Genomic DNA, 23,701 nt, shown 5'->3' with positions numbered 1-23,701 from the left:
GAATTGGGGTCATCGGGGAGCCCCGACAGGGGCGAACCACGGCGGGTTTGCTGGAGGGACAGGGGTTGGATGAACCGCTGATGACAATTCCGGGAGGAACGGCTGGAACCTCGGGGCGCGAACCGGATCGCACCGCGACAAACTCGGCGCTGAATGTAACATGATACCGGGTCATTTGCCTAATCCGGGAGCGCAGTGCCTCGGTGCAACCTACGGCTCAGAGGGGTTGCGCTCCCCGGAATACGTCATCACAACAGGCTTTGTGGATGTAGCACGGATCTCTTACCCGTGAGGCGTTGACGGGCTGGAAACCCGCGCTACGCCGAATTCCGCAACTCACTTAGGAGTGCTGCCGACCCTGCTGTCACTGGGCTTCGCTGGACTTCGGATGTTAGTTCTTAGAACTTTCGCTTTCCGTCATTCCCGCGTAGGCGGGAATCCAGTAAGCCGCTGAAAAGATTGGATACCCGCTTTCGCGGGTATGACGAATTTACCGGTTTAGCGAAAGTCCTGGTTCTTATACGGCTTCCTAATTGCCAATTATCCCCGATGCCGATCCTTCAATCGCCGGTAGTTCTGGGCCGAGTATTCCAGAAATTCCAATTCCCGGTCATTCAATGGGCGGACTTGCCTGACCGGACTGCCAACGTACAGATAACCACTTTCGAGGACTTTACCGGGCGGCACCACGCTGCCAGCGCCTATCGTCACCCTTGCCTGTACTACAGCCTTGTCCATCACAATAGTGCCCATCCCAATCAGGCAATAATCCTCTATAGCGCAGGCGTGCAGAATCACCTTGTGACCGACCGTGACATCATTGCCAATGACGGTCGCCTGACCGCCTGGACAGAACCGGCTGTCATGAGTGACATGAATAATGGTGCCGTCCTGAATATTGGTGCGAGCGCCAATTCGGATACTCTGAATATCACCGCGAATCACGCATAGCGGCCACACGGAACTGTCTTGACCAATTTCGACATCGCCAATGACCACGGCAGTGTCGTCAAGGTAGGCGGTAGGATGAATGAGCGGAGCATGGTGTTCAAAAGGACGAATCGGCATGACGGTTCTCGCAATCCTTAACGCATCGTTACCAGTTCTTCAGCGCTGGTGGGGTGAATTGCCACCGTGTCATCAAAATCACGCTTGGTTGCACCCATCCGAACCGCGACCGCAAAACCTTGCAGGATTTCATCCGCGCCCGCGCCAATCAGGTGGCAACCGACAATCTTCTCTTCCGCGCCTACACAAATCAGTTTCATCACCGTTTGCGGTTGACGGACAGTAAAGGCGTGATACATCGGACGGAACCGGGTTTGATAGATGCGCACTGCGTCGCCATGCTGTCGCCGGGCTTCATCCTCGGTCAAACCTACCGTGCCAATCGGCGGGTGGCTGAACACCACGCTGGCGATATTTTCATAGGGCAGCCGCCGTTCCGGTTGCTGGCCGAACAGCCGATCCGCCAGCCGACGACCCGCAGCGATAGCCACCGGAGTCAGGTGGAAATGCTCGGTCACGTCGCCGATAGCGTAAATACCGGAGATGTTGGTGTTCTGATACGGGTCGGTGGGGATAGATCCGCTGGAAGTAGTCGCCACACCTGTCGTCGCCAGATTCAGCGCCTCGGTATTGGGATCGCGGCCAATCGCCCACAGCAGTGTTTCCGCATACAGAATGCTGTTCTGTCCATCGCAGTGCAGACCCAGGGTGCCGTTGGCCAGCCGCGCTACGGCGCGAATCTGGGTACGAGTCAGCACCGTGATGCCATCTTCGCGCAACCGTTCCATCAACTGTTCACGCAGCATGGCGTCGAAAGGACGCAAGACCTGATCGCCGCGCACCAGCAGGGTCACCTCGGCCCCTAGCGCATGGAGCATTCCTGCCAGTTCCACCGCGATATAGCCACTACCGGCAATGGCAACCCGGGGTGGACATGCCTCCAGGGCGAAAAAGCCATCGGACGTGATGCCAAATTCGGCGCCAGGTAATTCGGGAATCTGGGGCCGCCCGCCGGTGGCGATAATGATGTGATCGGCGCTGTAATGTTCACTGCCGACTTCCAAGGTGTGAGCATCGGTGAATCGAGCAAAGCCGCGAATCAGAGTCACCCCGGCCTCGGCCAGGTAGCCCAGATACCACTCGTTAATATCACGCACGAAGTGGTCACGGGCGATTTTTAGCTTATGCCAATCGAAGCCGAAATAATCCAGCCGGAACCCATAGCCGGGGGCATCGTCGAGCGCGTGCGCCAGGTTGGCGGCGTACCACATGACTTTCTTGGGTACGCAACCAACATTGACGCAGGTGCCACCCAATCGGCCGGCTTCGATCAGGGCGCAGCGAACGCCATAACGAGCCGCCCGTTCCGCTGCCGACAGGCCACCGCTACCGCCGCCGATGACGATGAGATCATAATGCTGGGCCATGCACCCTCCTCAGAAAGTCGTGGTAATTTCAATAGATCCGCAGGGGAATCCGCACATTCTGCTTTGCCATTACTATAGCGGGTGCCCGGCGGTCGCGCCCGTCCGGGTGGGATGAATTGACAGAAAACGGGAGAGAATGACGATGTGGCGATGGGCGAAATTAATCGGGTTGATCGGACTGTTGCTATGGATCGGGTGGGTCGGCGCAGGCGAACTGAACTGGCAAGGGCAGATGACGCAAGGTGGATTGATTATCGGTCGAGTGGCACCGGGAACCCGGCTGGAATTGGATGGACAACCGTTGCCGGTCGCGCCGGATGGTGCCTTTGTATTTGGTTTTGGCCGCGATGCGCCGCTACAGGCACGGCTGAGTACGCTGTTCCCCGATGGCCTCCGCCAGGATCGGATGCTGGCGATTGCCCAGCGCCAGTACCCCATCCAGCGCCTCGACGGCTTGCCACCGGACAAAGTGACGCCACCTCCTCTCCTGCTCGATCGCATCCGCCGTGAAAACGCCTGGGTAGACGAAGCACGGCGCCGGGATATTCCACAGCCTTATTTCCTCAGTGGCTTCGCTTGGCCGGTTGCCGGACGCATCAGCGGAGTGTATGGCAGCCAACGCATTCTCAACGGTGAACCGCGCCAACCTCATTACGGGGTGGATATCGCCGCCCCAGTTGGTACCCCGGTGCGCGCTCCAGCCGATGGCATAGTGACCTTGGCCGAACCGGATCTGTACTACACCGGGGTCACACTGATCATCGATCACGGTTACCGATTAAGCTCCACGTTGATGCACCTGAGCCGGCTTCACGCCAAAGTGGGCCAGCAGGTGCGCAAGGGCGAGGTGGTGGCGGCAGTGGGTGCGAGTGGTCGGGTGACCGGGCCACATCTGGATTGGCGAATGAACTGGCGCGAAGCACGGATTGATCCGGCCCTGCTGGTCCCGCCGATGCCGTAAGAGGGTTGCTAAACTATAAAAAAACGCCCTCACTCCTTGGGCGGGAGAGAGGGCGCTGTGGTTAGCTCGAAGAACTTACTTTGAGCCTACGCCAGAGGTGCTTTTAGCAGCGGGTTTGGCTTCCGCCAGCGGCATTTCCGGCAGCGGATTCAGCTTCCAGATTTCGGCGTTGTACTCCAGCATGGTGCGGTCGGTGGAGAACTTGCCGCTGGTGGCGGTATTGAGGATGCTCATCCGCGTCCACCGTTTCTGATCCTGATAGGCCAGAGCTGCCTGCTGTTGAGCGTCGATGAAGCCACGGAAATCAGCAATGGTCAGCCATGGATCGTGCGGGCTGGTCAGCGAATGCAGGATCGGGTCGAAAATACCCTGCTCGAACTGATTGAAGTGCGCGCTTTCCAGCAGTTGCATCACCCGGGCAATGTCAGGATCACTGTGGATGATCTCGACCGGATTGTAGCTCTGCCGCCGTTCCTCTACTTCCTGGGCGGTCAAGCCGAACAGGAAGAAATTCTCATCGCCGCATTCCTCGCGAATCTCGATATTGGCGCCGTCCAGCGTACCAATCGTCACCGCGCCGTTCATCATAAACTTCATGTTGCCGGTGCCGGAGGCTTCCTTGCCGGCGGTCGAAATTTGCTCGGACAGGTCGGTGCCGGGACAGATGAGTTCCATCGCCGAGACCCGATAGTTGGGCAGGAACGCCATCTTCAGCTTGTCGCCGACTGCGGGATCATTGTTGATCACCTTGGCGACATTGCAGGTCAGCTTGATGATCAGCTTGGCCATGTAATAGCCCGGCGCCGCTTTGCCGCCGATCAGCACACAGCGTGGCGTCCAGTTCGCGGTATCGCCGCGCTTGATCCGGTCGTACAAATGGATGACGTGCAGGATGTTGAGCAACTGGCGCTTGTATTCGTGCATGCGCTTGACCTGCACATCGAATAAAGCGGCGGTGTTGAAGGTCACGCCGCAATCGGCTTCGACCAGACTGGCCAACCGCACCTTGTTGTCCAGTTTGATCTGCCGCCATTTGGCTTGGAATTTGGCATCGTCGGCGAGGGGTGCCAGCTTTTTCAGTTCATCCAGATGGGTAACCCAGCCCGAACCGATGGTTTCGGTGATCAGTGCGTTCAGCCCCGGATTGCAACCGGCCAGCCAGCGGCGCTGGGTCACCCCGTTGGTCTTATTGTTGAATTTTTCCGGCCACAGCTCGTAGAAATCGAGGAACAGGCCCTGCTTGAGCAATTCCGAGTGCAGCGCGGCTACGCCGTTAACCGAAGTGCTGCCGACAATCGCCAGATAGGCCATCCGCACCTGCTGCTCATAACCTTCCTCGATCAGCGACATCCGGCGCTGGCGCTCAATGTCGCCGGGCCAGCGCCGGGCGACTTCGGCCAGAAAGCGGGCATTGATCTCGTAGATCACATCCAGAATCCGGGGCAGCAGTTGCCGGAACAGCCGTACCGGCCACCGCTCCAGTGCTTCCGGCAACAAGGTGTGGTTGGTATAAGCCATGACCTTGCTGGTGATCGCCCACGACTGATCCCAGGTTAGGCCGTGTTCATCCATCAGCAACCGCATCATCTCCGCGACCGAGATGCTGGGGTGAGTGTCGTTGAGCTGGAAGCAGTTCTTGGCGGCGAACTCGCTGAAATCCTCGCCGTGAATGCGCACCCATTGCCGGAGTACGTCCTGCAAACTGGCTGAGGCCAGGAAGTATTGCTGGCGCAGCCGCAGTTCCTTGCCACTCTCGGTGGCGTCATTGGGGTAGAGCACCATGGTGATGTTTTCCGCCATGTTCTTGGCGCCCACCGCCTCGGTATAACTCCCCGAATTGAAATCCTCGAAGTCAAACTCGTCAGTCGCCGCCGCCGACCATAACCGCAGGGTATTCACCGTGCCATTGTGATAGCCGGGAATTGGCAGATCGTAGGGCACCGCGAGGACATCATGGGTATCCAGCCAGCGCCAGCCCATTTCGCCATCGGCTTTCAGAAAGCCTTCGGTGCGCCCACCGAATTTGATCCGCTGGGTGTACTCGGTTCGTTCCAGTTCCCACAGATTGCCGCTGCGCAACCAGTGGTCCGGTTCTTCAATCTGGTGGCCGTTCTCGATCCGCTGGCGGAACATGCCGTAAGCGTAACGGATGCCATAGCCCACCACCGGCAGCCGTAGCGTGGCGCAACTGTCCATGAAGCAGGCTGCCAGTCGCCCTAAACCGCCATTGCCCAAGCCGGCGTCGTTCTCACATTCGGTCAGTTCTTCCAGAGTCAGGCCCATGTCATAGAGCGCTTTGCTCACCGGCTCGGTGACGCCCAGATTAAGCATGGCGTTGCTCAGCGCCCGGCCCATCAGGAATTCCATCGACAGGTAGTAGGCGCGACGAACACCGCGGTCTTCCTCATAGGCATAGCGGGTGTCCTTCCAGCGTTCCCACAACCGGTCGCGCAAGGTGAGTACCAGCGCCTCGTACATGTAGTGAGCGTATTTGGTGTGCCGATCACGGCCCAAGGTATGGCTGAAATAGCGGCGGAAATCGGCGGAGATGCTTTTGGCATCCATGCCCATAGGTGGCAATTCGGTCAGCCAGGCTGCTGGTGTACTTCTTTCTATGACTTTGATTGACATAGTGATAGGGTCCGTGAGGGGTGCTGGGTAGCTTGGAAACGCCCGGTGAGTCGAACCGGGCTGGATAGCATCGAAAAGGTTTTGATAGCTTCAGCCGCAAACCGTGCGTTGTGGGTGGTGGTTCGCAGTTTGCCGCGAACCTCCTGAACAACGATAGTCGCGCTGCTTCCAAATGCAAGTCGCTGGTCATAATCGGCGATGGAATGCCGGCAGTTGAACGCTGCGTTCCACCGGATCCCCGCTTAGTCCAGGCAATGCGCCGCCTGTTCACGGGTGTAAAAATGACCTTGGCGGATGAAACCGGCGATGACGCCCGCCTTGATCGCCGTGATATGGCCGCCGGGATCGCGCTCCCGAATCAGGTGATCGGGCAGACCGTCCAGGGCGTGAAAGGGGGCGGGGCGACCATCCGCCCAGCAGGAGCAGTACACCGCCCCGGTTTCCCGATCCAGAAAGCCGGGCGTGAAGCCACAGCATTTATTTTCGGTACTGACGCCTTTGGTGCCAGCGAACGCCTGGTTTTCGGCTTTCAGCATGTGCGGTGTAAGCATCTGCGCCATGATGATGCCCTCGCGATGGAGGTGGATGAAACGGAACCGGCATTATCCCGCATGAATAATAGTTGTATTATGTAAACCACTATTTGTCTAAGCGAGACATATTGTTGTATTTAAGTCTAGGAGTTTTTGGTCACACAAACAACCGGAAAATGGTAATGAAATTGTCGCTGATGGGTATTTGAGGGGAGTTCAAGTGGCTGGAATGTGGAGCGGGATGGCATGACCAAAATTTCGCATGGCTATATCGCCCTGTCCGGGCATGGTTTCGGCCATTTGGCGCAGATCGCGCCGGTGTTAAACGAGTGGCACCGTCGCTACCCGGAGGCGCGGCTGACTCTCCAGAGTGTTCTGCCGGAAGCCGTATTGCGCGAACGAATTGCCGGTGAATTTACCGTTGTCGCCGGTGCGGCTGATTTCGGGATGCTGATGGTGAATGCGCTGGAGGTGAAAGTTACCGAGAGTCTGGCGGCGTATCGGGCGTTTCATGCCGAATGGGAGGAGCGGCTGGCTTGGCAAGATCGCTTATTGCGAGAGGCCGCGCCGGATTTTGTGCTGGCGGATGTGCCGTATCTCACTTTGGCCGCCGCCGCCCGGCTGGGTATTCCGGCGCTGGCATTGTGTTCGCTGAACTGGGCCGATGTTCTGGCCGGCTGTTGTGCAGCGGAACCCGATCTGGCGGCATTGCGTGCGCCGATGCTGGCCGCCTACAACAGCGCCGTAGTTTTTCTGCAACCGACACCGAGTATGCCGATGCCGGAGCTGAGCAACGCGCAGCCGCTAGGCGTGATTGCAGCGTTGGGACAGGATCGGCGGGCGGCGATCAATCGCCGACTTGGGTTGCGGGGCGATGAAACGCTGGTGCTGATGGCTTTGGGTGGATTTGATATGCGTCCGCCGCTGGAAGATTGGCCGGAACTGCCGGGGGTGTGCTGGCTGACTCCGCCGGCGTGGAAGGTGGCGCGGCCCGATATGCCCAGTTGGGCGATGGCGGAAGACGGTTCGATGCTGGATCTAATCCGCTCCTGCGATGTGCTGTTCACCAAGCCCGGTTACGGCGCGTTCACCGAAGCGGCTTGTAACGGAGCGCGGACGCTGTACGTCGAGCGCGATGATTGGCCGGAGGAACCGTGGTTGAGTCATTGGCTGCTGGAATACGGCAACGGCGTCAAGATCAGCCGGCAGCAATTGGTCAGCGGTGATCTGGCGGAACCGCTGCGGGCGTTGCTGGCGCAGCCGGCCAGGCCGCCGGTCGTGCCAACCGGGGTGAGCGAGGCGGCGGATTGGCTGGAGCGGTTGCTGACGCTTTGCCCCGCTCATGGGCTTCGATCCGGTCAAATTTGAAGTCTACTCAAAATCCCAGTTCAGCCTTGACCCGTTCCAGTGGGATCGGCGTTTCACCATCGTGCAAAGCGTCCAGCGCGTCGGCCAAATCCTCGGCGTCTTCGAGATAGCGCTCGATCAATTCAGCCACGATTTGCTCAGTGGTTTTGCCTTGAGTCTTGGCCAGCGCGGTCAATTCGGAAACGGCGGCATCGGTGATCGGGACAGTGAGGATCATGGTGGAGTCTCCCGGTTGGGATGTGAATACCGGCTTTTGGCGGCGTACAGAGCGAGGTTTCGCGACGGGTTGGATCGCCAGTACAAGATATAGCAATCCTATTTGACTTGTAGAATTCGTCGTAGCACGGGCATCCTGCCCGTGTTTAGTTCACGGGCAGGATGCCCGTGCTACATCCACAATTGGCTTCAAGCCGGTCAAATTTGAAATCTACTCAAAATCTCAGTTCAGCCTTGAAGGGTGAACCGGTATTTCCGATTGATCCCCTGCGTTGAGGAAGCCGCGATGATCGAGGTTCGTTCAGTCGAGGCGCTTTCCGGGTACGAGTTGGCGCTGACCTTTAATAGCGGTGAACGACGGCGCTTCGATATGCGCCCTTATCTCCGTTACCCTGTGTTTCGTCGTCTGGAAAATCCGGGTTATTTTGCTTTGGCGCGGGTGGATTACGGCACCGTCACTTGGCCGGGCCACATCGACATTGCCCCTGAAACGCTCTACGAAGGTTCGGTTCCTTGGGCGTAAGTGGGCATCCCAACAAAAACGGCGACCCGAAGGCCGCCGTTTCACATTGCATCAAACTCGCCTACGATTAAGCCCGCCGGCGACGCACGAAGCCCAGACCGGCCAGACCGATGCCGAACAGGGCGAGAGAGGCGGGTTCGGGGATGGTGGGGGGGCCAACCTCTCGGCCAATCTTGGTTAGCACGGCGTTTCCAAAATCATTGAAGTTTGTGGCGGCAATCACGAAGCTGTTGGAGCCACCCTGGATGTTGGCACTGTACCAAGCCGTTAGGCTAGCGTCACCAATGGGTAGGCCGTTAACGGCAGTATTATTGACGGGACCAGCGGCGAGGAAGCTATTGCGGGCAGCGGCGGTATTGGCACCGTCGTTTTCCGGGCCATCGCCAGAAACATCAATAACCCACCCTGTCTTACCTCGGAGACGACGATGCAAACAGTGCTATCAAGCAAAGGTCAGACCGTCATTCCCAAACCCATCCGTGAAGCGCTCGGGATCAAACCGGGCGACCGGATCAACATTGTGTTGGAAGGTAACAGCGCAAGGTTAATCCCGATACGGCAGCGGCCCACCTCTCGCGTGGCCGATGGAGCCGGAATGCTGTACTCCGATCAACCGCCCGCGCCGGTGGATTTCGACGCTTGGAACTGCATCCGCCTTGCGAAAATCCCTTGATTGCGTAGCTGCGCTCCTGAACGCCCATCCCCAAGTTCGCCGCCTGATCGTGGGTTACAGCGGTGGCATGGACTCGCATGTCCTCTTGCACCTGCTGGCGATGCAGCGGGCGCAAAGGCCGAAGCGAACTTTAGAAGCGATGTACGTCGATCATGGGCTGCACGCCGCGTCCGCCGTCTGGGGCGAACATTGCGCCCGCGTCTGCCACGCCTTGAATGTCCCGTTCCGCGTAGTCCCGGTGAATGCCCAACCCGCGCCCGGCGCAAGCCCCGAAGCGGCGGCCCGTCAGGCCCGCTATGCCGCACTTGCAGCGGAATTGGAACCGGATACCGCCCTGCTCACTGCCCACCATCGCGACGACCAGGCCGAAACCCTGTTGCTGCAATTGCTGCGCGGCGCGGGACCGCACGGACTGGCGGCGATGCCCGAAGCAGCGCCTCTCGGTCAGGGTCGGTTGTGGCGTCCGTTGCTGAATGTGGATCGCGCCGAGTTGCTGGCGTATGCCCACGCCCAGCAACTTCACTGGATCGAAGACACCAGCAATACCGATACCGGTTTCGACCGTAACTATCTCCGTCATCGCATTTTGCCGCTGCTGCGGGAACGCTGGCCCGCCGCGAATCGGGTTCTGGCCCGTTCTGCGCACTGGTGCGCCGAAACTGCCGATTGGCTGGACGCGGAAGCCGACGCCGATCTCGCTCGCGTCGCAACCGCCCGCCCCGATGCTCTCACCATTCCGGCCTTGCGCGAATTAAGCGAACTGCGCCAGCGGAATCTGCTGCGGCGCTGGCTGCGAACGCTCGGCTTACCGACACCGGACGCCCGCCAGTTGCAACACCTGCTCCACGACGCTCTAACCGCCGCTGGCGACCGCCAACCGTGCATTCACTGGCCCGGCGGCGAAGTGCGGCGTTATCGCGATACGCTGTACGCCATGCCACCGCTGCTTCCGCACGATCCGCAACACACTTTTCTCTGGCGACCCGATACCAATGCAGCCTATCCACCGCTGAAATTGCCGGGCTTGGGAACCTTGGAATTGCAGGAAACGGTCGGCGCGGGCTTGCGTGCTGAAATGCGGGCTGGAGCGACGCTCAGCGTTCGGTTCCGTCAAGGCGGTGAACGCTTTCGGCCGCTGGGTCGCTTGCATAGCCAGGAATTGAAGAAGCTGTTGCAGGAAGCCGGCATTCCGCCGTGGCAGCGCGAGCGGTTGCCGTTGCTGTATCGAGAGGAGGTGTTGCTGGCGGTGGTGGGGTTGGGCATCGCCGCCGATCATGCCGCTGGACCCGGCGAAGTGGGTTGGCAACCGGCTTTGGAGTCGCTATCGGTAGCGGAACCGGATCGCTGATCGCTTTGCGAAATCGTTATTTTCGGTCCAGTTCATCGAGCATGGCGTTACGCAGGATCGCATTCATCCTGGACTGGTAGCCGCGTCCTTTGACTTTGAGCCAAGCCAGCACATCTGCATCCAAGCGGGCGGTTAACTGCTTCTTGACCGGTTTGTGGAGTGGACTACGGACGGCTAACCACCATGTCTCGGTCGCGGTACTCTGCGGAATGTCCGCGTAGTCAATCTCAGAATCCGGCCTTTGGGCTAAGGCGTCCAGCTCTGCCCGCTGTTCCGCAGTCAATGGCGGAGGATTGCCCGGATCAAGTTTGAAACTGACGATAGGCTCTTTTTTCCGTTTCATCGGCGCACCTCGCTGAAATGATTCTGATGGTTTCTTCGTGATGTCGACGCAGGGTATAAACCACTGCAAGCAACTGGTGTTCAATTAAGCCTACCGTTTTCCAGCGGTCCTCGCCGTAGCTTTCACGGTCGTCGTAGGTTTCGATGCGGTTTGGATCGAGAAACACGCGAGCCGCCACCTCAAAGCTCACATGATGCTTGCTCTGGTTTCGGTTGGCTTTATCCTCATCCCATTCAAAACGCACGATTGACTCGTGAATTTGTAGTTACATCATTGTACTTTATATCAGCAGCAGGGTGAAAAAAAGCGGCCCGAAGGCCGCCGTTTTGCGTTGCTTCAACAATCCCGGCGATTACGTCCGCCGACGGCGCATGAAGCCCAGACCGGCCAAACCGATGCCAAACAGGGCAAGGGAGGCGGGTTCGGGAACTTGACCAGGCTGTTCGGGGGCAGCACCTGCGGGTAGACTGATAGCGATCAGTACGCAAGAAAGACAATCACTGTTTACTCCGGTAGTAAAATTAAGACTATTAAGTCCCGGACTCAGCAAACTGGTGACGTCATAGTCCTTGATGTCCCACAAGCCACCATTATCTGGCCCACCGAGTCCCCTAGGTACGGAATCTCCTGAGAAAATTGGACCAGTAGAGACGAGTGTGCTCGCATTGACTTTCAGCGCATCGTCGTCGAAGGACTGCCCATCACTGACATGAAGCTGCATACTCGCTGAGCCAGCGGAATAATTAATGCCCGCCAAAGTAATGTTCCAGCCGCTCGCATCGAACGAGTTATCGATATTGGAATCGTTGCCGTCGAACATCACGACATCGCGGTTGTTGGTCGTATCTGCATCCTTGTAGAAGACGATTAATGAAGCCCCGTTCACGTTGACTTGATTATTATTCTTGGTGAAATTAGCCAGGGAATAATTGCCGTTACCTGTTACCCAGCTAGTGACATCAGCCCGGTAGGCCATGCTATTTGAAAACCCCCAGCAGTTGTCACTGGATATGCCCAAGAAGATTCCCGACACATTGTTACCATTGAAAAGCACATTGGCGTTGGCATTCGTATCGGTAGCATTAGCATTAGTGGGACCATGCCAATAGAGATAGGCCTCACTGATGGTGCCGGAAACTCCAGACAGGCCTATTGAACCTGTACCTATATCACGCATACCGCCGTAACCAGCAGCAGTGAAATCGGTGTCGAAGACCGTCTTAAAAGGATTTAGATTCGTGGCACTGACTATGCCCGGTAACGACAAGGTCGCAGCCAGCACCGCAGATGAAAAAAGAGTTTTCTTGAACATTTGTGATTTCCCCTTATGGAAAAGATGGATTGGCTGAATCCAGCGCGTTTGCTTGCTTGGCCTTAGTTTTCAATTAAGCAAACTTGCTTGACTCATGCTTTATCGGTATGCAAAAAAAAAACCAACATATAAATTATATAAATATCAATAAATTATAAATAGTTGACTAATTTAGTAGTGTAAAATTCTCCAGACTACCTGATAACCGTAAACCCGGCTCAAACCCGCCAAAACCCGCTCGAAATTATCAATTTATAGATAAATCATAAAGTTAATCACTGTAAAATTTTCTGACAAATCCAAAGCCGCCGAACCGCTACTTCCCGTTGATCTACGGAAACAGGTGCTAAAACCACTGTAAAATTTTCTGACAACTTGGGCGGGCGATGAATAATGGCTACTGCGGCCATGAAAATCATCATCGGCGATCTCAACGGAAAATCCGCTGACCCACTCCGCCCGGCCAGCGCGGGCGGGTCGCTATCGGCGGTGCGGTCTGGTATCGTGTCGCGTCTTCTTTCACTACCCACACCCTTCTCGGCATGACTCGATTTATCTTCATTACCGGCGGTGTAGTGTCCTCACTGGGCAAAGGCATTGCCGCTGCGTCGCTGGCGGCGGTACTGGAAGCCCGGGGTCTCAAGGTCACCCTGATCAAGCTCGACCCCTACATCAATGTTGACCCTGGCACCATGAGTCCCTTTCAGCATGGGGAAGTCTTCGTCACCAGCGATGGCGCCGAAACCGACCTCGATCTCGGTCATTACGAACGCTTCGTTGGCATGACCGCGACCCGCCGCAACAACTTCACCACCGGCCGCATCTACGAAAACGTGATCCGCAAGGAACGGCGCGGCGACTACCTCGGCGGCACGGTGCAGGTCATCCCGCACATCACCGACGAGATTAAACGCTGCATCCGGCTCGGCGCAGGTGAGGCAGAAATTGCCTTGGTCGAAGTCGGTGGCACCGTCGGCGACATTGAATCGCTGCCGTTTCTGGAAGCCATCCGTCAGATGGGATCAGAACTGGGCCGCGAGCGCTCGCTGTTCATCCATCTGACTCTGGTGCCCTACATTTCTTCCGCCGGCGAACTCAAGACTAAACCGACCCAACACTCGGTCAAGGAACTGCGCTCGATTGGCATTCAGCCCGATATACTGCTGTGCCGTTCGGATCGCCCCGTCCCGACCGAGGAACGCCGCAAGATTGCCCTGTTCACCAACGTCGAACCCAAGGCCGTGATCAACGTCCCCGACGCCGACACCATTTACCGGATTCCGCTGCTGCTCCACGCCCAGGGCGTAGATGACATCGTGGCGCGCAGGCTGCGACTGGATAACCTGCCGCCGGCTAACCTCGCCGACTGGGAGCGCGTGGTGCGGTCTATCGAAACCGCCACCGACCCGGTGGACATCGCCATGGTGGGCAAATATGTGGACTTGGCCGACGCCTATAAATCGCTGAATGAAGCGTTGCTCCACGCCGGTATCCACACCCATACCCGGGTTAACATCCACTACATCGACTCCGAACGGATTGAACGTGAGGGCACCGCCAGCCTGGAAACAATGGACGCGATTCTGGTGCCGGGTGGCTTCGGCGAACGCGGCATCGAAGGCAAGATCGCCGCCGTCCGTTTCGCCCGCGAGCGCCCGCTTCCCTACCTCGGCATTTGTCTGGGAATGCAGGTCGCGGTCATTGAATTCGCCCGCCATGTGGCCGGACTGGCCTGGGCACACAGCACCGAATTCCGCAAGAACACCCCGCATCCGGTGATCGCGCTGATTACCGAGTGGACTGATGAGGACGGCACCGTTCAGCAACGCCGGGAGAACAGCGATCTGGGTGGTTCCATGCGCCTGGGCGCGCAGCCGTGCCGGTTGGCTGCCGACTCGCTGGCTCGGCTCAGCTATGGCAAGGACGTTATCACCGAGCGCCACCGCCACCGCTACGAATTCAATAACCGCTATCGGGAACCGCTGCACGCGGCGGGCATGGCTTTCTCCGGCCATTCGCTGGACGACCGACTGGTAGAAATGATTGAGCTGCCCGATCATCCCTGGTTTCTGGGCTGCCAGTTTCACCCGGAATTTACCTCCACGCCGCGCGCCGGTCATCCGCTCTTTCACGGCTTCGTCAAGGCGGCGATCCGGCAGCGCCAGCAACGTCATAAAGAGGTCATCGCCCGATGATGAAGCTCTGTGGTTTTGAGGTGGGACTGGATCGGCCGCTGTTCCTGATCGCCGGCCCCTGCGTGATTGAATCCGAGCAACTGGCGCTGGATACCGCCGGTCAGCTCAAGGAGATCACCGGTCGGCTGGGCCTTCCGTTCATCTACAAATCCTCCTTCGACAAGGCCAATCGCTCTTCACACCACAGTTATCGCGGCCCTGGGCTGGAGCAAGGACTGAAAATCCTGGAAAAAGTGAAAGCCCAAATCGGGGTTCCGGTGCTGACCGATGTCCACGAATACACCCCGCTGGCCGAAGTCGCCGCCGTGGTAGACGTGCTGCAAACCCCGGCTTTCCTGTGTCGCCAGACCGATTTTATCCAGAACGTCGTCCGCCAAGGCAAGCCGGTCAATATCAAGAAAGGCCAGTTTCTTTCACCCTGGGACATGGCCAATGTGGTCGCCAAGGCCCGCATCGCCGGCAATGTTCAGATCATGGTTTGCGAACGCGGCGTTTCCTTTGGCTACAATAATCTGGTGTCCGATATGCGCGCCCTGATGGTGATGCGCGCTACCGGCTGTCCGGTGGTGTTTGACGCTACCCACTCGGTGCAACTGCCCGGCGGCCAAGGCCGCGTTTCCGGCGGCCAGCGCGAGTTTGTGCCGGTGCTGGCGCGGGCCGCAGTGGGCTGGTGGCAGTGGCGGCAGGCGTCTCCGGGCTGTTCATGGAAACTCATCCCGATCCGGAGCGGGCGCTGAGCGACGGCCCCAATGCCTGGCCGCTGGATCGGATGGAACCGCTGCTGGCGACGCTCAAGGCGCTGGACACATTGATCAAGCAACAGGGCTTCCCGGAAGCTGAGCTGTAACGCACCACAACTTTTAACTCTTCACTCAACCCGTACCCATCAGGAGTTCACCATGTCAAAAATCAAGTCCATTCAAGGTCGTGAGATTCTCGATTCACGCGGCAACCCAACCATCGGCGTCGATGTGGTGCTGGAATCCGGCGCCAAGGGCAGCGCGATGGTGCCGTCCGGCGCTTCGACCGGCAGCCGCGAGGCGCTGGAACTGCGTGACGGCGACAAGAGCCGCTATCTAGGCAAGGGTGTCCTCAAAGCGGTCGCCAATGTGAATGGCGAATTGCGCGCCGCCCTGCTCGGGGTGGAAGCCGTCAACAATCAGGCAGCGATTGACGAGAAGATCATCGCGCTGGACGGCACCCCCACCAAGAGCCGGTTGGGCGCCAATGCCCTGCTGGGGGTGTCGCTGGCGGTCGCCCACGCCGCTGCTGATGAACTGGACGTGCCGCTGTACAAATACCTGAATCCCACCGGCCCCTACACCCTGCCGGTGCCGATGATGAATATCCTCAACGGCGGCGCTCATGCCGATAATAATGTAGATATTCAGGAATTTATGATCATGCCGGTCGGTGCGCCCAGCTTCCGCGAAGCGCTGCGCTGGGGGGCGGAAGTGTTCCATGCGCTGAAAGCGGTGCTGAAGAAGCAGGGCATGAATACCGCTGTTGGTGATGAGGGCGGTTTTGCGCCCAACCTGCCGTCCAACGAAGCGGCGCTGGATGTGGTGATGGAAGCCATCAAACAGGCGGGCTATGTTCCGGGTAAGGACATCTACCTGGCGCTGGACTGTGCCAGTTCCGAGTTCTACAAGAATGGCAAATATGTGCTGGAAGGCGAAGGCTCCTTCACCTCCGCCGAATTCGCCGCCAAGCTGGCCGATTGGGCGGCGCGCTATCCTATCGTCTCCATCGAAGACGGCATGGACGAGTCGGATTGGGATGGCTGGGCGGAACTGACTCGCCTGCTGGGCAAGAAAATCCAGTTGGTCGGCGATGATCTGTTTGTTACCAACACCTCGATCCTCAAACGCGGCATTGATCAGGGTATTGCTAATTCGATCCTGATCAAGGTCAACCAGATCGGCACCCTGACTGAGACTTTAGCGGCGATCAACATGGCCGCTGCTGCCGGCTACACCTCGATTTCCTCGCACCGCTCCGGCGAAACCGAGGACACCACCATTGCCGATCTGGCGGTGGCGACCGCCGCCAGCCAAATCAAGACCGGCTCGCTCAGCCGTTCTGACCGCGTTGCCAAGTACAACCGGCTGCTGGTGATTGAGGAAGAACTGGGTTCTGCCATCACCTATCCAGGCAAGGCTGCATTCAACGTGTTTCCAAGCTGAGTCTCAGATCCTGACGGTGACCGTTCTGGTGCCGTCATTTCACCCCTGAATCGCGCCTTCCCTGCCGCTCCGCTCCGTTCTGGATCCGGAGAGCAGGGCGGGCGCTCAATTTTTTAGCCCGCGCCCTTATGGCTTATCCCACAGAACACCGCTTGAGCTTGCAAATTCTGGCGGCGGTGCTGATCGCAGTGTTGGTATTCCTGCACTATCTCCTCTGGGTTGACGAAGGCGGCATGCGCCAGACCCGTGCCCTGCGGATTGCCATCCAGGTGCAAAAGGACGATAACGCGGCGCTGTCCGAGCGCAATAAGGGATTGGATGCAGAAGTCAAGGATCTGAAAAGCGGGTTGATGGCGATTGAGGAGCGCGCACGCGCTGAAATGGGCATGATCCGTCCAGACGAAATTTTTTACCGACTGCTCGAACAGCCGTTGCCGCAACCGGTCACTCCTTTGATTCCTCATAAAGCGGTGCCTCCCGGTAAATCGGCGACTCCCGCCCGAAAACCGCCGGGGGCCGTTAAACCTCTTGCGCCAACCGCCAAGCCTTCTCTCGCCCCGCCCAAACCGACAACTAAACCATCGGCTCCACCGGCCAAACCCAAGCCCGCACCCACTATTGAGGCGGCTGAAATGCCGGAACGCCGTGAATAACCGCCACCACTGGGCCATCGTGCCCGCTGCGGGTGTTGGCAAGCGCATGGGTTCAGCTCTCCCCAAGCAATATCTGTCCTTGGCCGGTCGGTCGGTCATCGCCTACACGCTGGACACGCTGCTACATCATCCGCGCATTGATGGCGTCGTGGTCGTGATCGGTGCTGAAGATGAACAGTGGTCAGAAGTCGCCGCCGAACTCACAACCGACAAGCCCCTGCGAGTCGTCATTGGCGGCGCAGAACGCTGTCATTCAGTGATCAACGGGTTGGAGGTGCTGCGGGAATGGGTCGCCCCGGATGATTGGGTGCTGGTCCATGATGCCGCCCGGCCCTGTCTGACAGTGGCAGACTTGGATCGATTGCTGAACGAACTGGTCGCCGATCCGGTGGGCGGACTGCTGGCCGTTCCGGTTCGCGACACCTTGAAACAGGCGGATTTCGCCGGGCGGGTCGCGGCGACGGTAGACCGCTCGCAGCTTTGGCACGCGCTAACCCCGCAGATGTTTCGGCTGGGGCTGTTGTACGACGCGATCACCGCAGCGTTGGCGCGTGGGCTGCTGGTCACCGATGAAGCGGCGGCGATGGAAGCGGCGGGCTTTGCACCCCGGCTGGTCGAAGGCCGGGCGGATAATTTGAAAATCACCCGACCGGAGGATTTGGCGCTGGCGGAGTTTTATCTGAAGCACCGGACTGCCGGTTAAGCCACTGGAAAATTGCTTTGGCGGGAGGATCACCATGCACATCGGTCACGGTTTCGACGTTCACGCCTTCGGCCCCGGCGCGTTCATCACCTTGGGCGGCGTTCGCATTCCGCATAGCCACGGCTTGATCGCTCACTCTGATGGCGATGTGCTGCTGCATGCACTCTGCGATGCGTTGTTGGGCGCGGCGGGATTGGGCGACATCGGCCAGCATTTTCCCGATAGCAGCGCCGAATTCAAAGGGATTGACAGCCGGATTTTGCTGCGACGGGTGGTCGTGCTGCTGCAAAACCAAGGGCTGACGGTTGGAAACGTGGACGCCACGATCATCGCCCAAGTGCCCAAAATGGCTCCGCACATTGCCGCCATGCGCGAACAGATCGCCGCCGATTTGGGCATCGCCCCGGAACAGGTCAACGTCAAAGCGACCACCACCGAACGCTTGGGCTACATCGGGCGCGGCGAGGGGATCGCGGTTCATGCCGTAGCACTGCTGGTTTGACGCTGCGGCGCTGCGCGGGCTATGGCCGCCGTTCCTGTTCTTCCGCCATCCCGACCGCAGATGGTTCGCTCAGATCTTCGTAAACCGCTTCCACCGGGCATTCCAGGTCAATGCTCTCCAAGCGCAGCCGCTGGCCGGGACCGGCGCTATCCACGATCCATTGATTGTCCCGCCGCCGGTAGATTTGAACCCGAACCCGCTCCGGATCCACCAGTACACATTCTTGCAGGCTGTCGAGTTGCCGGTAGGCCGCAAATTTTTCACCCAGATCGAAGGTGGCGGTCGTTGGCGACAATACCTCGACCACCAGCAGCGGGGAACGCTTGACGTAGCGGTCGGCGCGGTCATGCTCGGCGCGAGTCACCAGCACGTCGGGGTAGAAGCTGCAATCCGCCGTCTCCACTCGAACCTTGACATCAGCCATGTACACTCGGCACGGACTGCCGCGCAGGTGCTGGCGCAACATTACATAAAGATTGCCGGCAACTTCGTTGTGCAGATCACTGCCGCCGGCCATGGCGAACACTTCACCGCACACGAATTCATGGCGCTGCGCTTGGCACTGTTCCCAGGTCAGGTAATCATCGAAACTAAAGCTGAGGCGGGACGCAGGTTGGGACATGGTTCATCTCCTGAAGAAATTCAACGCGAGCAAAAGCGTAGCATAGCCATACAGCAAACCGGCGCGACTCAATCCTGAGCTCTGTGGAAACCACCCAAAATGACTGATGTTGACCCCATAATCTCCTTGCCCTACGCCCACGGCCAGCCGCGCTTGATGGGTCGGTTACGTACCACTCCTGAAGACTTTCAGGTTCGCGAAGAACTGGATTTCAGCTTGGACGGTGCGGGTGAACATGCCTGGTTGTGGGTGCGCAAACGCGGCGCTAATACCGAATGGGTCGCAAAACGCTTGGCGGAACGGGCGGGGGTTGCGCCCAGCGCGGTGAGTTACGCCGGACTGAAAGATCGTCACGCCGTTACCGAGCAATGGTTTTCAGTTCACTTGCCCGGTCGGGCAGAACCGGATTGGACTGTGGGCGATGATCCCGATTTCACCGTACTTAAGGCAGTGCGTCATTCGCGTAAATTGCGGCGCGGCGCTTTGAGTGGCAATGCCTTTCGCATCGTGATCCGCGAACTGGACGGCGATCTGACCGAACTCGAAAACCGGCTGAATCTCATCGCCACCCACGGTGTCCCTCACTATTTCGGCGAGCAGCGCTTCGGACGCGAGGGCGGCAATCTGGAACGAGCGGCGGCGATGCTGAGCGGGCGGGAAAAGGTGCGCGACCGCCATCGGCGCGGCCTGTATCTATCGGCTGCCCGCTCCGAACTGTTTAACGCGGTGCTGGCGCGGCGAGTCCACGATCAAAGCTGGAATCGGGCGCTGCCCGGCGAGGTGTTGATGCTGGCGGGCAGTCACAGCATTTTTGCTGCTACCGAAGTGGATGAAACCCTTCAGCAGCGGGTCGCCACCTTCGATGTTCATCCGACCGGCCCCTTGTGGGGTGCCGGCGAGTTGCGCAGCAGTGGCGCGGTGCGAGAACTGGAGGAGGCAGTCGCAGCGACTTTGCCGGTATTCCGCGACGGATTGGCGGCAGCGGGACTGGCGCAGGAACGGCGGGCGCTGCGGCTGGCGGTACCGGAGGCGACGCTGGAGTTTCCCGAACCCGGTACCGCCATAATCAGTTTCCGGTTGCCCGCCGGCGCTTACGCCACCACGGTGTTGCGTGAACTGGTGGTCGAGCCAATGACGTCAGGTTCAGCCGCCACCTGCTGAACGCAGAGTCAAAACCACGAGGTGAGCCAGGCAGCCGAGTACCATCGCGGCGATACCCGCCTGAAGCAGCGTCCCAACCTGGAACCCGGCAATCCAGAACGCGCCCCCCAGCCGCGCCCCAATGGCGATCAGGCATGCGACTACGCCCACCAAACCGGCCAGTCGGCCAATCCACAACAACAGCATTTCCATAGTGTCACCTCCGCAATTACGCTACGTTAATTATTCTCCAACCGTTCTCGGTTCGTCCAAGCCCCGCTCTGCTAACGCCGCTGCCCGGAACAAGGCCCGGCCCTTGTTCATGGTTTCCTCCCATTCCTTCTCTGGAACAGAGTCTGCCACGACCCCGCCCCCCGCCTGAATATGCAGCATTCCGTCCTTAAGAACAGCGGTGCGAATCGCGATAGCGGTATCCATATTGCCAGACCAGGACAGATAGCCGACGGCACCGGCGTAAATACCGCGTTTGACCGGCTCCAGTTCGTCAATGATCTCCATCGCCCGAATCTTGGGTGCGCCGCTGACGGTGCCCGCCGGGAAGGTGGCGCGCAGCGCGTCGATTGCGGTTAGTCCAGGTCGCAACCGTCCGGTGACATTGGAAACGATGTGCATGACATGCGAATAACGCTCGACCACCATTTTCTCGGTCAAGCGCACACTGCCGATTTCGCTGACCCGGCCTACATCGTTGCGTCCGAGATCGATCAGCATCAGATGCTCGGCCAGTTCCTTGGGATCGGCCAGTAATTCCGCTTCCAGCGCCTGATCCTGCTCCTCGGTTGCGCCGCGTTGACGGGTGCCGGCGATGGGGCGAACGGTCAACAGTCCGTCTTCCAATCGGGTCAGGATTTCCGGCGAGGAGCCGACGATATGAAAATCACCCAGATGGAAAAAGTACATATAAGGCGATGGATTCAGGCCGCGCAGCGCCCGGTAGAGATCCAGCGGTGCGGCCCGGAATGGTGCGCTCAATCGTTGTGACGGCACCACCTGCATACAGTCGCCGGCCAATATATAATCCTTGATCCGCTCAATTGCCTGTTCATACGCCGGTTGGGTAAAGCCAGAGACGAACTCGATGGTGCTCGCCGTCGTTGGGTGGGGATCTTTCGGCGCATAGAGCGAGCGACCCGCCCGCAACCGTTCGACCCACTCATTCAGCCGTTGCTGGGCGCGGGCGTAGGCGCGTTCCACCGCCGGATCCACCAGCGTAATCAGATAGAGCCGCCCGGCCAGATTGTCGAACACCACCACATCCTCAGATACCAGCAGCAGGATGTCAGGATTGTCCAACGGATCAGGGTTGGGGCACTGCGCCAGCCGGGGTTCGATATAGCGGATGGTGTCATAGCCGAAATAGCCGACTAGCCCGCCGATGAAGCGCGGCAAGCCGGCGCCGGTGATGGGCACCCGGTAACGGTGTTGAAACTCCTGAATCCAGGCCAGCGGGTCGGGACAGTCCAGTGCCTCCACGATCTCGCCGGTGTGTTCGACTGTAATGCGGTGGCCGCGCACCCGAATAATCTTGCGGCAGGGCAGGCCGATGATGGAATAGCGACCCCACTTTTCGCCGCCCTGCACCGATTCCAGCAAATAGCTGTAGGGCGCGTCGGCCAATTTAAGGTAGGTGCTGAGGGGAGTATCGAGATCAGCCAGCACTTCGCGGGCGACCGGAATGCGGTTGAAACCTTGATCAACCAGATGTTGAAAATCGTTCGGATTCATAAAAGGACCAACAGCCTTGAGCAGCGGAGACGGAAAACGGCACGAGTCGGTGCAGCGTCACATTCAGCGCCGCCATCGAAAATCCGGGGCCGGTTGCCGCTGCATCAGGCGGCCTTGCCCAACAGGGCCGGCAGATCAGCAATCGAGGCAATTACGGCATCCGGTTGGGCGTCGCGAATATCCTGGCTGTGGTTGTAACCGTAAGGTACGCACACGACGGGGCAACCGGCGTTACGGGCGGCGCCCACATCGTTGAGCGAATCGCCGACCATCAAGCCACGATGGATCGATATCCCCAGCCGCTCGGCGCTGAGCAGCAGCGCATCGGGCGCGGGCTTGGGATGGGCGATACATTCGCCGCCGACCACGGTGGCGAAAAAGTGGCTGATACCCATTTGCTCCAGCAGCGGTAGCGCGAATTCGACCGGTTTGTTGGTCACGCAAGCCATGGGCCAGCCGGCGGCGTGCAGCGTGGCTAATCCGGCGCGGACACCGGCATAGAGGTCGCTGTGGACGCTGACATTCTCGGCGTAAGCCGCTTTGTACAATGGCTTGGCGCGGCTGAACAATTCGGGTTCGGCCTGTCCGGCCATATCACTGGTCAGGGCGCGGCGGATCAGATTATCCATGCCGTTGCCAACCCAATTTCGCACCTGAGTCTCTTCGCACGCCGGCAAATCCAGTTGCCGGAGCATGATATTCACAGCGGCGGTCAAGTCGGGAGCGCTGTCCACCAGAGTGCCATCCAAATCAAAAAAGATCGCCGTTACATTTTCAAACATGAGTTAGCCATTCACCTGAGCCAGTTCGGCGCGCAGGGCCGCAATGGTGGCCCGATAGTCGGGAGTGTTGAAGATGGCCGAACCGGCCACAAAGGTATCAGCGCCGGCTTCGGCGATCCGGCGGATGTTGTCGAGCTTGACCCCGCCGTCCACTTCCAGCCGGATCGGATAACCACTCTCGTCAATCAACCGCCGCACCTCACGCAGCTTGCTGAGCGTGACGTTGATGAAACTCTGGCCGCCAAAACCGGGATTAACCGACATCAACAGCACCATATCCACCTTATCCATGACATAGCGCAGGCAATCCAGCGGAGTGGCGGGGTTGAACACTAGCCCGGATTGGCAACCGCAATCACGAATCAGTTGCAGGCTGCGGTCGATGTGCTCGCTGGCTTCCGGGTGAAAGGTGATGTAGGTAGCGCCCGCAGCGGCGAAATCGGGAATGATCCGATCCACCGGTTTGACCATCAGATGCGCGTCGATGGGCGCGATGACGCCGTGCTTGCGCAACGCCTCACAGACCAGCGGCCCGACGGTCAGGTTAGGAACATAGTGATTGTCCATCACGTCGAAATGAACCAGATCCGCACCTGCCGCCAGCACGGCATCCACTTCCGCGCCGAGCCGGGCGAAGTCAGCAGAGAGAATCGAAGGCGCGATCAGGTAATCCCGCATGGCTTGCCACCTATCCGTTTTCGACCGATGCCGTAGGAGCGGGCTTTAGCCCGCGACCATCGCGGCCTGAAGGCCGCTCCTGCGGTCAATGTGCTGTTCATTACGCGCTTCAAGTTTGCATCTGATCGGTGATGATCCCGCATGGTCGGCA

Annotated in this window: 25 protein-coding genes and 1 pseudogene; 12 read left to right on the top strand and 14 right to left on the bottom strand. The window is 58.9% G+C overall.

Translation table 11 applies throughout. The features are described from left to right. Positions 1 to 540: 540 nt before the first annotated feature. On the bottom strand, positions 541 to 1,068 hold the full coding sequence (locus BN874_RS20465; RefSeq protein WP_034436545.1) for a gamma carbonic anhydrase family protein: 528 nt from the start codon (positions 1,066 to 1,068) through the stop codon (positions 541 to 543). 17 nt (positions 1,069 to 1,085) lie between these two features. Further along, positions 1,086 to 2,435, bottom strand: a complete 1,350-nt coding sequence (gorA, locus tag BN874_RS20460) for a glutathione-disulfide reductase (RefSeq protein WP_034436542.1) — start codon at positions 2,433 to 2,435, stop codon at positions 1,086 to 1,088. A gap of 136 nt (positions 2,436 to 2,571) precedes the next feature. On the opposite strand from gorA, the gene BN874_RS20455 reads away from it, so the two are divergent. After that, on the top strand, positions 2,572 to 3,396 hold the full coding sequence (locus BN874_RS20455; protein ID WP_230314507.1) for a M23 family metallopeptidase: 825 nt from the start codon (positions 2,572 to 2,574) through the stop codon (positions 3,394 to 3,396). 75 nt (positions 3,397 to 3,471) lie between these two features. Here the strand turns inward: BN874_RS20455 and BN874_RS20450 are convergent, their stop codons facing one another. Together BN874_RS20450 and BN874_RS20445 are read right to left on the bottom strand one after the other, a co-directional pair. Then, complete coding sequence (locus tag BN874_RS20450; protein ID WP_051498146.1) at positions 3,472 to 6,027, bottom strand: glycogen/starch/alpha-glucan phosphorylase; 2,556 nt, start codon at positions 6,025 to 6,027, stop codon at positions 3,472 to 3,474. Positions 6,028 to 6,269: 242 nt separating this feature from the next. Continuing rightward, positions 6,270 to 6,587, bottom strand: a complete 318-nt coding sequence (locus BN874_RS20445; RefSeq protein WP_034436538.1) for a hypothetical protein — start codon at positions 6,585 to 6,587, stop codon at positions 6,270 to 6,272. Positions 6,588 to 6,806: 219 nt separating this feature from the next. Between BN874_RS20445 and BN874_RS20440 the strand changes: the two genes are divergently transcribed. Continuing rightward, entirely contained in the window at positions 6,807 to 7,928 is a 1,122-nt protein-coding gene (locus BN874_RS20440; protein WP_051498145.1) for a hypothetical protein, read from the top strand. Between the two features lie 7 nt (positions 7,929 to 7,935). Here the strand turns inward: BN874_RS20440 and BN874_RS20435 are convergent, their stop codons facing one another. Then, positions 7,936 to 8,145 (bottom strand): hypothetical protein, encoded by a 210-nt coding sequence (locus BN874_RS20435; RefSeq protein WP_034436535.1) that lies wholly within the window; start codon positions 8,143 to 8,145, stop codon positions 7,936 to 7,938. 285 nt (positions 8,146 to 8,430) lie between these two features. Between BN874_RS20435 and BN874_RS20430 the strand changes: the two genes are divergently transcribed. Further along, a complete protein-coding gene (locus BN874_RS20430; RefSeq protein ID WP_034436532.1) occupies positions 8,431 to 8,667 on the top strand; it encodes a DUF2442 domain-containing protein in 237 nt (78 codons plus the stop codon). Between the two features lie 67 nt (positions 8,668 to 8,734). On the opposite strand, the gene BN874_RS20425 is transcribed toward BN874_RS20430, so the two are convergent. Next, a complete protein-coding gene (locus tag BN874_RS20425; RefSeq protein WP_051498144.1) occupies positions 8,735 to 9,100 on the bottom strand; it encodes a DUF1194 domain-containing protein in 366 nt (121 codons plus the stop codon). Here BN874_RS20425 and BN874_RS20420 point away from each other — a divergent pair. Together BN874_RS20420 and tilS are read left to right on the top strand one after the other, a co-directional pair. Beyond that, on the top strand, positions 9,095 to 9,340 hold the full coding sequence (locus tag BN874_RS20420) for an AbrB/MazE/SpoVT family DNA-binding domain-containing protein (protein ID WP_051498143.1): 246 nt from the start codon (positions 9,095 to 9,097) through the stop codon (positions 9,338 to 9,340). The genes BN874_RS20425 and BN874_RS20420 overlap by 6 nt on opposite strands. Continuing rightward, positions 9,324 to 10,688 (top strand): tRNA lysidine(34) synthetase TilS, encoded by a 1,365-nt coding sequence (tilS, locus tag BN874_RS20415; RefSeq protein ID WP_230314506.1) that lies wholly within the window; start codon positions 9,324 to 9,326, stop codon positions 10,686 to 10,688. Before BN874_RS20420 ends, tilS begins: the two co-directional genes overlap by 17 nt. 16 nt (positions 10,689 to 10,704) lie before the next feature. Here the strand turns inward: tilS and BN874_RS20410 are convergent, their stop codons facing one another. The 3 genes from BN874_RS20410 to BN874_RS25925 form a co-directional block, all read right to left on the bottom strand. Beyond that, a complete protein-coding gene (locus tag BN874_RS20410; RefSeq protein WP_034436529.1) occupies positions 10,705 to 11,031 on the bottom strand; it encodes a BrnA antitoxin family protein in 327 nt (108 codons plus the stop codon). After that, on the bottom strand, positions 10,991 to 11,275 hold the full coding sequence (locus tag BN874_RS20405; RefSeq protein ID WP_034436526.1) for a BrnT family toxin: 285 nt from the start codon (positions 11,273 to 11,275) through the stop codon (positions 10,991 to 10,993). The genes BN874_RS20410 and BN874_RS20405 overlap by 41 nt, the downstream gene beginning before the upstream one ends. Positions 11,276 to 11,383: 108 nt before the next feature. Continuing rightward, a complete protein-coding gene (locus BN874_RS25925) occupies positions 11,384 to 12,343 on the bottom strand; it encodes a PEP-CTERM sorting domain-containing protein (protein WP_034436524.1) in 960 nt (319 codons plus the stop codon). 542 nt (positions 12,344 to 12,885) lie between these two features. Between BN874_RS25925 and pyrG the strand changes: the two genes are divergently transcribed. The 6 genes and pseudogenes from pyrG (at position 12,886) to ispF (ending at position 18,582) form a co-directional block, all read left to right on the top strand. After that, positions 12,886 to 14,538, top strand: a complete 1,653-nt coding sequence (pyrG, locus tag BN874_RS20395; RefSeq protein WP_195912244.1) for a CTP synthase — start codon at positions 12,886 to 12,888, stop codon at positions 14,536 to 14,538. Next, positions 14,538 to 15,385 (top strand): annotated as a pseudogene (gene kdsA / locus BN874_RS20390) (3-deoxy-8-phosphooctulonate synthase). The gene pyrG and the pseudogene kdsA overlap by 1 nt, the downstream one beginning before the upstream one ends. 52 nt (positions 15,386 to 15,437) lie before the next feature. Next, a complete protein-coding gene (gene eno, locus BN874_RS20385) occupies positions 15,438 to 16,724 on the top strand; it encodes a phosphopyruvate hydratase (RefSeq protein ID WP_034436522.1) in 1,287 nt (428 codons plus the stop codon). 128 nt (positions 16,725 to 16,852) lie between these two features. After that, a complete protein-coding gene (gene ftsB / locus BN874_RS23025; protein ID WP_051498142.1) occupies positions 16,853 to 17,377 on the top strand; it encodes a cell division protein FtsB in 525 nt (174 codons plus the stop codon). Next, positions 17,370 to 18,080 (top strand): 2-C-methyl-D-erythritol 4-phosphate cytidylyltransferase, encoded by a 711-nt coding sequence (gene ispD / locus BN874_RS20375; RefSeq protein ID WP_034436518.1) that lies wholly within the window; start codon positions 17,370 to 17,372, stop codon positions 18,078 to 18,080. Before ftsB ends, ispD begins: the two co-directional genes overlap by 8 nt. 34 nt (positions 18,081 to 18,114) lie before the next feature. Beyond that, positions 18,115 to 18,582: a 2-C-methyl-D-erythritol 2,4-cyclodiphosphate synthase gene (gene ispF, locus BN874_RS20370; protein WP_034436515.1), complete on the top strand. Its 468-nt coding sequence runs from the start codon at positions 18,115 to 18,117 to the stop codon at positions 18,580 to 18,582. 19 nt (positions 18,583 to 18,601) lie between these two features. Here the strand turns inward: ispF and BN874_RS20365 are convergent, their stop codons facing one another. Continuing rightward, a complete protein-coding gene (locus tag BN874_RS20365; protein ID WP_051498141.1) occupies positions 18,602 to 19,204 on the bottom strand; it encodes a Uma2 family endonuclease in 603 nt (200 codons plus the stop codon). 99 nt (positions 19,205 to 19,303) lie between these two features. Here BN874_RS20365 and truD point away from each other — a divergent pair, with 99 nt between their 5' ends. Then, positions 19,304 to 20,365 carry a tRNA pseudouridine(13) synthase TruD gene (gene truD, locus BN874_RS20360; protein ID WP_051498140.1) on the top strand — a complete coding sequence of 354 codons (1,062 nt, stop codon included), beginning with the start codon at positions 19,304 to 19,306 and terminating at the stop codon, positions 20,363 to 20,365. On the opposite strand, the gene BN874_RS20355 is transcribed toward truD, so the two are convergent. The 4 genes from BN874_RS20355 to rpe all read right to left on the bottom strand — a co-directional run bounded on the left by BN874_RS20355 (position 20,348) and on the right by rpe (position 23,550). Then, positions 20,348 to 20,557: a hypothetical protein gene (locus BN874_RS20355; RefSeq protein WP_034436512.1), complete on the bottom strand. Its 210-nt coding sequence runs from the start codon at positions 20,555 to 20,557 to the stop codon at positions 20,348 to 20,350. The two genes, truD and BN874_RS20355, sit on opposite strands and share 18 nt — an antisense overlap. Positions 20,558 to 20,587: 30 nt before the next feature. Further along, positions 20,588 to 22,090: an anthranilate synthase component I gene (gene trpE / locus BN874_RS20350; RefSeq protein ID WP_034436509.1), complete on the bottom strand. Its 1,503-nt coding sequence runs from the start codon at positions 22,088 to 22,090 to the stop codon at positions 20,588 to 20,590. A gap of 104 nt (positions 22,091 to 22,194) precedes the next feature. Then, complete coding sequence (locus BN874_RS20345; RefSeq protein WP_034436505.1) at positions 22,195 to 22,872, bottom strand: phosphoglycolate phosphatase; 678 nt, start codon at positions 22,870 to 22,872, stop codon at positions 22,195 to 22,197. A 3-nt stretch (positions 22,873 to 22,875) separates the two neighbouring features. Next, positions 22,876 to 23,550, bottom strand: coding sequence for a ribulose-phosphate 3-epimerase (gene rpe / locus BN874_RS20340; RefSeq protein WP_034436501.1), 675 nt, complete (start codon positions 23,548 to 23,550; stop codon positions 22,876 to 22,878). Positions 23,551 to 23,701: the final 151 nt, after the last annotated feature.

Source organism: Candidatus Contendobacter odensis Run_B_J11, from assembly GCF_000531125.1.
Classification (GTDB): Bacteria; Pseudomonadota; Gammaproteobacteria; order Competibacterales; family Competibacteraceae; genus Contendibacter; species Contendibacter odensensis.
The sequence above is the reverse complement of the archived record's forward strand: the minus strand, read 5'-3'. Positions and strand labels throughout refer to the sequence as shown.

Excerpts from the sequence above, each read along its gene's own strand:
- BN874_RS20365 (WP_051498141.1), bottom strand. The coding sequence starts at position 19,204 with ATGTCCCAACCTGCGTCCCGCCTCAGCTTTAGTTTCGATGATTACCTG.
- BN874_RS20410 (WP_034436529.1), bottom strand. The coding sequence starts at position 11,031 with ATGAAACGGAAAAAAGAGCCTATCGTCAGTTTCAAACTTGATCCGGGC.
- truD (WP_051498140.1), top strand. The coding sequence starts at position 19,304 with ATGACTGATGTTGACCCCATAATCTCCTTGCCCTACGCCCACGGCCAG.
- rpe (WP_034436501.1), bottom strand. The coding sequence starts at position 23,550 with ATGCGGGATTACCTGATCGCGCCTTCGATTCTCTCTGCTGACTTCGCC.
- BN874_RS20465 (WP_034436545.1), bottom strand. The coding sequence starts at position 1,068 with ATGCCGATTCGTCCTTTTGAACACCATGCTCCGCTCATTCATCCTACC.
- BN874_RS20440 (WP_051498145.1), top strand. The coding sequence starts at position 6,807 with ATGACCAAAATTTCGCATGGCTATATCGCCCTGTCCGGGCATGGTTTC.
- trpE (WP_034436509.1), bottom strand. The coding sequence starts at position 22,090 with ATGAATCCGAACGATTTTCAACATCTGGTTGATCAAGGTTTCAACCGC.
- eno (WP_034436522.1), top strand. The coding sequence starts at position 15,438 with ATGTCAAAAATCAAGTCCATTCAAGGTCGTGAGATTCTCGATTCACGC.
- ispF (WP_034436515.1), top strand. The coding sequence starts at position 18,115 with ATGCACATCGGTCACGGTTTCGACGTTCACGCCTTCGGCCCCGGCGCG.
- gorA (WP_034436542.1), bottom strand. The coding sequence starts at position 2,435 with ATGGCCCAGCATTATGATCTCATCGTCATCGGCGGCGGTAGCGGTGGC.
- BN874_RS20455 (WP_230314507.1), top strand. The coding sequence starts at position 2,572 with ATGACGATGTGGCGATGGGCGAAATTAATCGGGTTGATCGGACTGTTG.
- BN874_RS20420 (WP_051498143.1), top strand. The coding sequence starts at position 9,095 with ATGCAAACAGTGCTATCAAGCAAAGGTCAGACCGTCATTCCCAAACCC.
- BN874_RS20450 (WP_051498146.1), bottom strand. The coding sequence starts at position 6,027 with ATGTCAATCAAAGTCATAGAAAGAAGTACACCAGCAGCCTGGCTGACC.
- ftsB (WP_051498142.1), top strand. The coding sequence starts at position 16,853 with ATGGCTTATCCCACAGAACACCGCTTGAGCTTGCAAATTCTGGCGGCG.
- BN874_RS20445 (WP_034436538.1), bottom strand. The coding sequence starts at position 6,587 with ATGGCGCAGATGCTTACACCGCACATGCTGAAAGCCGAAAACCAGGCG.
- BN874_RS20345 (WP_034436505.1), bottom strand. The coding sequence starts at position 22,872 with ATGTTTGAAAATGTAACGGCGATCTTTTTTGATTTGGATGGCACTCTG.
- BN874_RS20435 (WP_034436535.1), bottom strand. The coding sequence starts at position 8,145 with ATGATCCTCACTGTCCCGATCACCGATGCCGCCGTTTCCGAATTGACC.
- BN874_RS20355 (WP_034436512.1), bottom strand. The coding sequence starts at position 20,557 with ATGGAAATGCTGTTGTTGTGGATTGGCCGACTGGCCGGTTTGGTGGGC.
- pyrG (WP_195912244.1), top strand. The coding sequence starts at position 12,886 with ATGACTCGATTTATCTTCATTACCGGCGGTGTAGTGTCCTCACTGGGC.
- BN874_RS20430 (WP_034436532.1), top strand. The coding sequence starts at position 8,431 with ATGATCGAGGTTCGTTCAGTCGAGGCGCTTTCCGGGTACGAGTTGGCG.
- BN874_RS25925 (WP_034436524.1), bottom strand. The coding sequence starts at position 12,343 with ATGTTCAAGAAAACTCTTTTTTCATCTGCGGTGCTGGCTGCGACCTTG.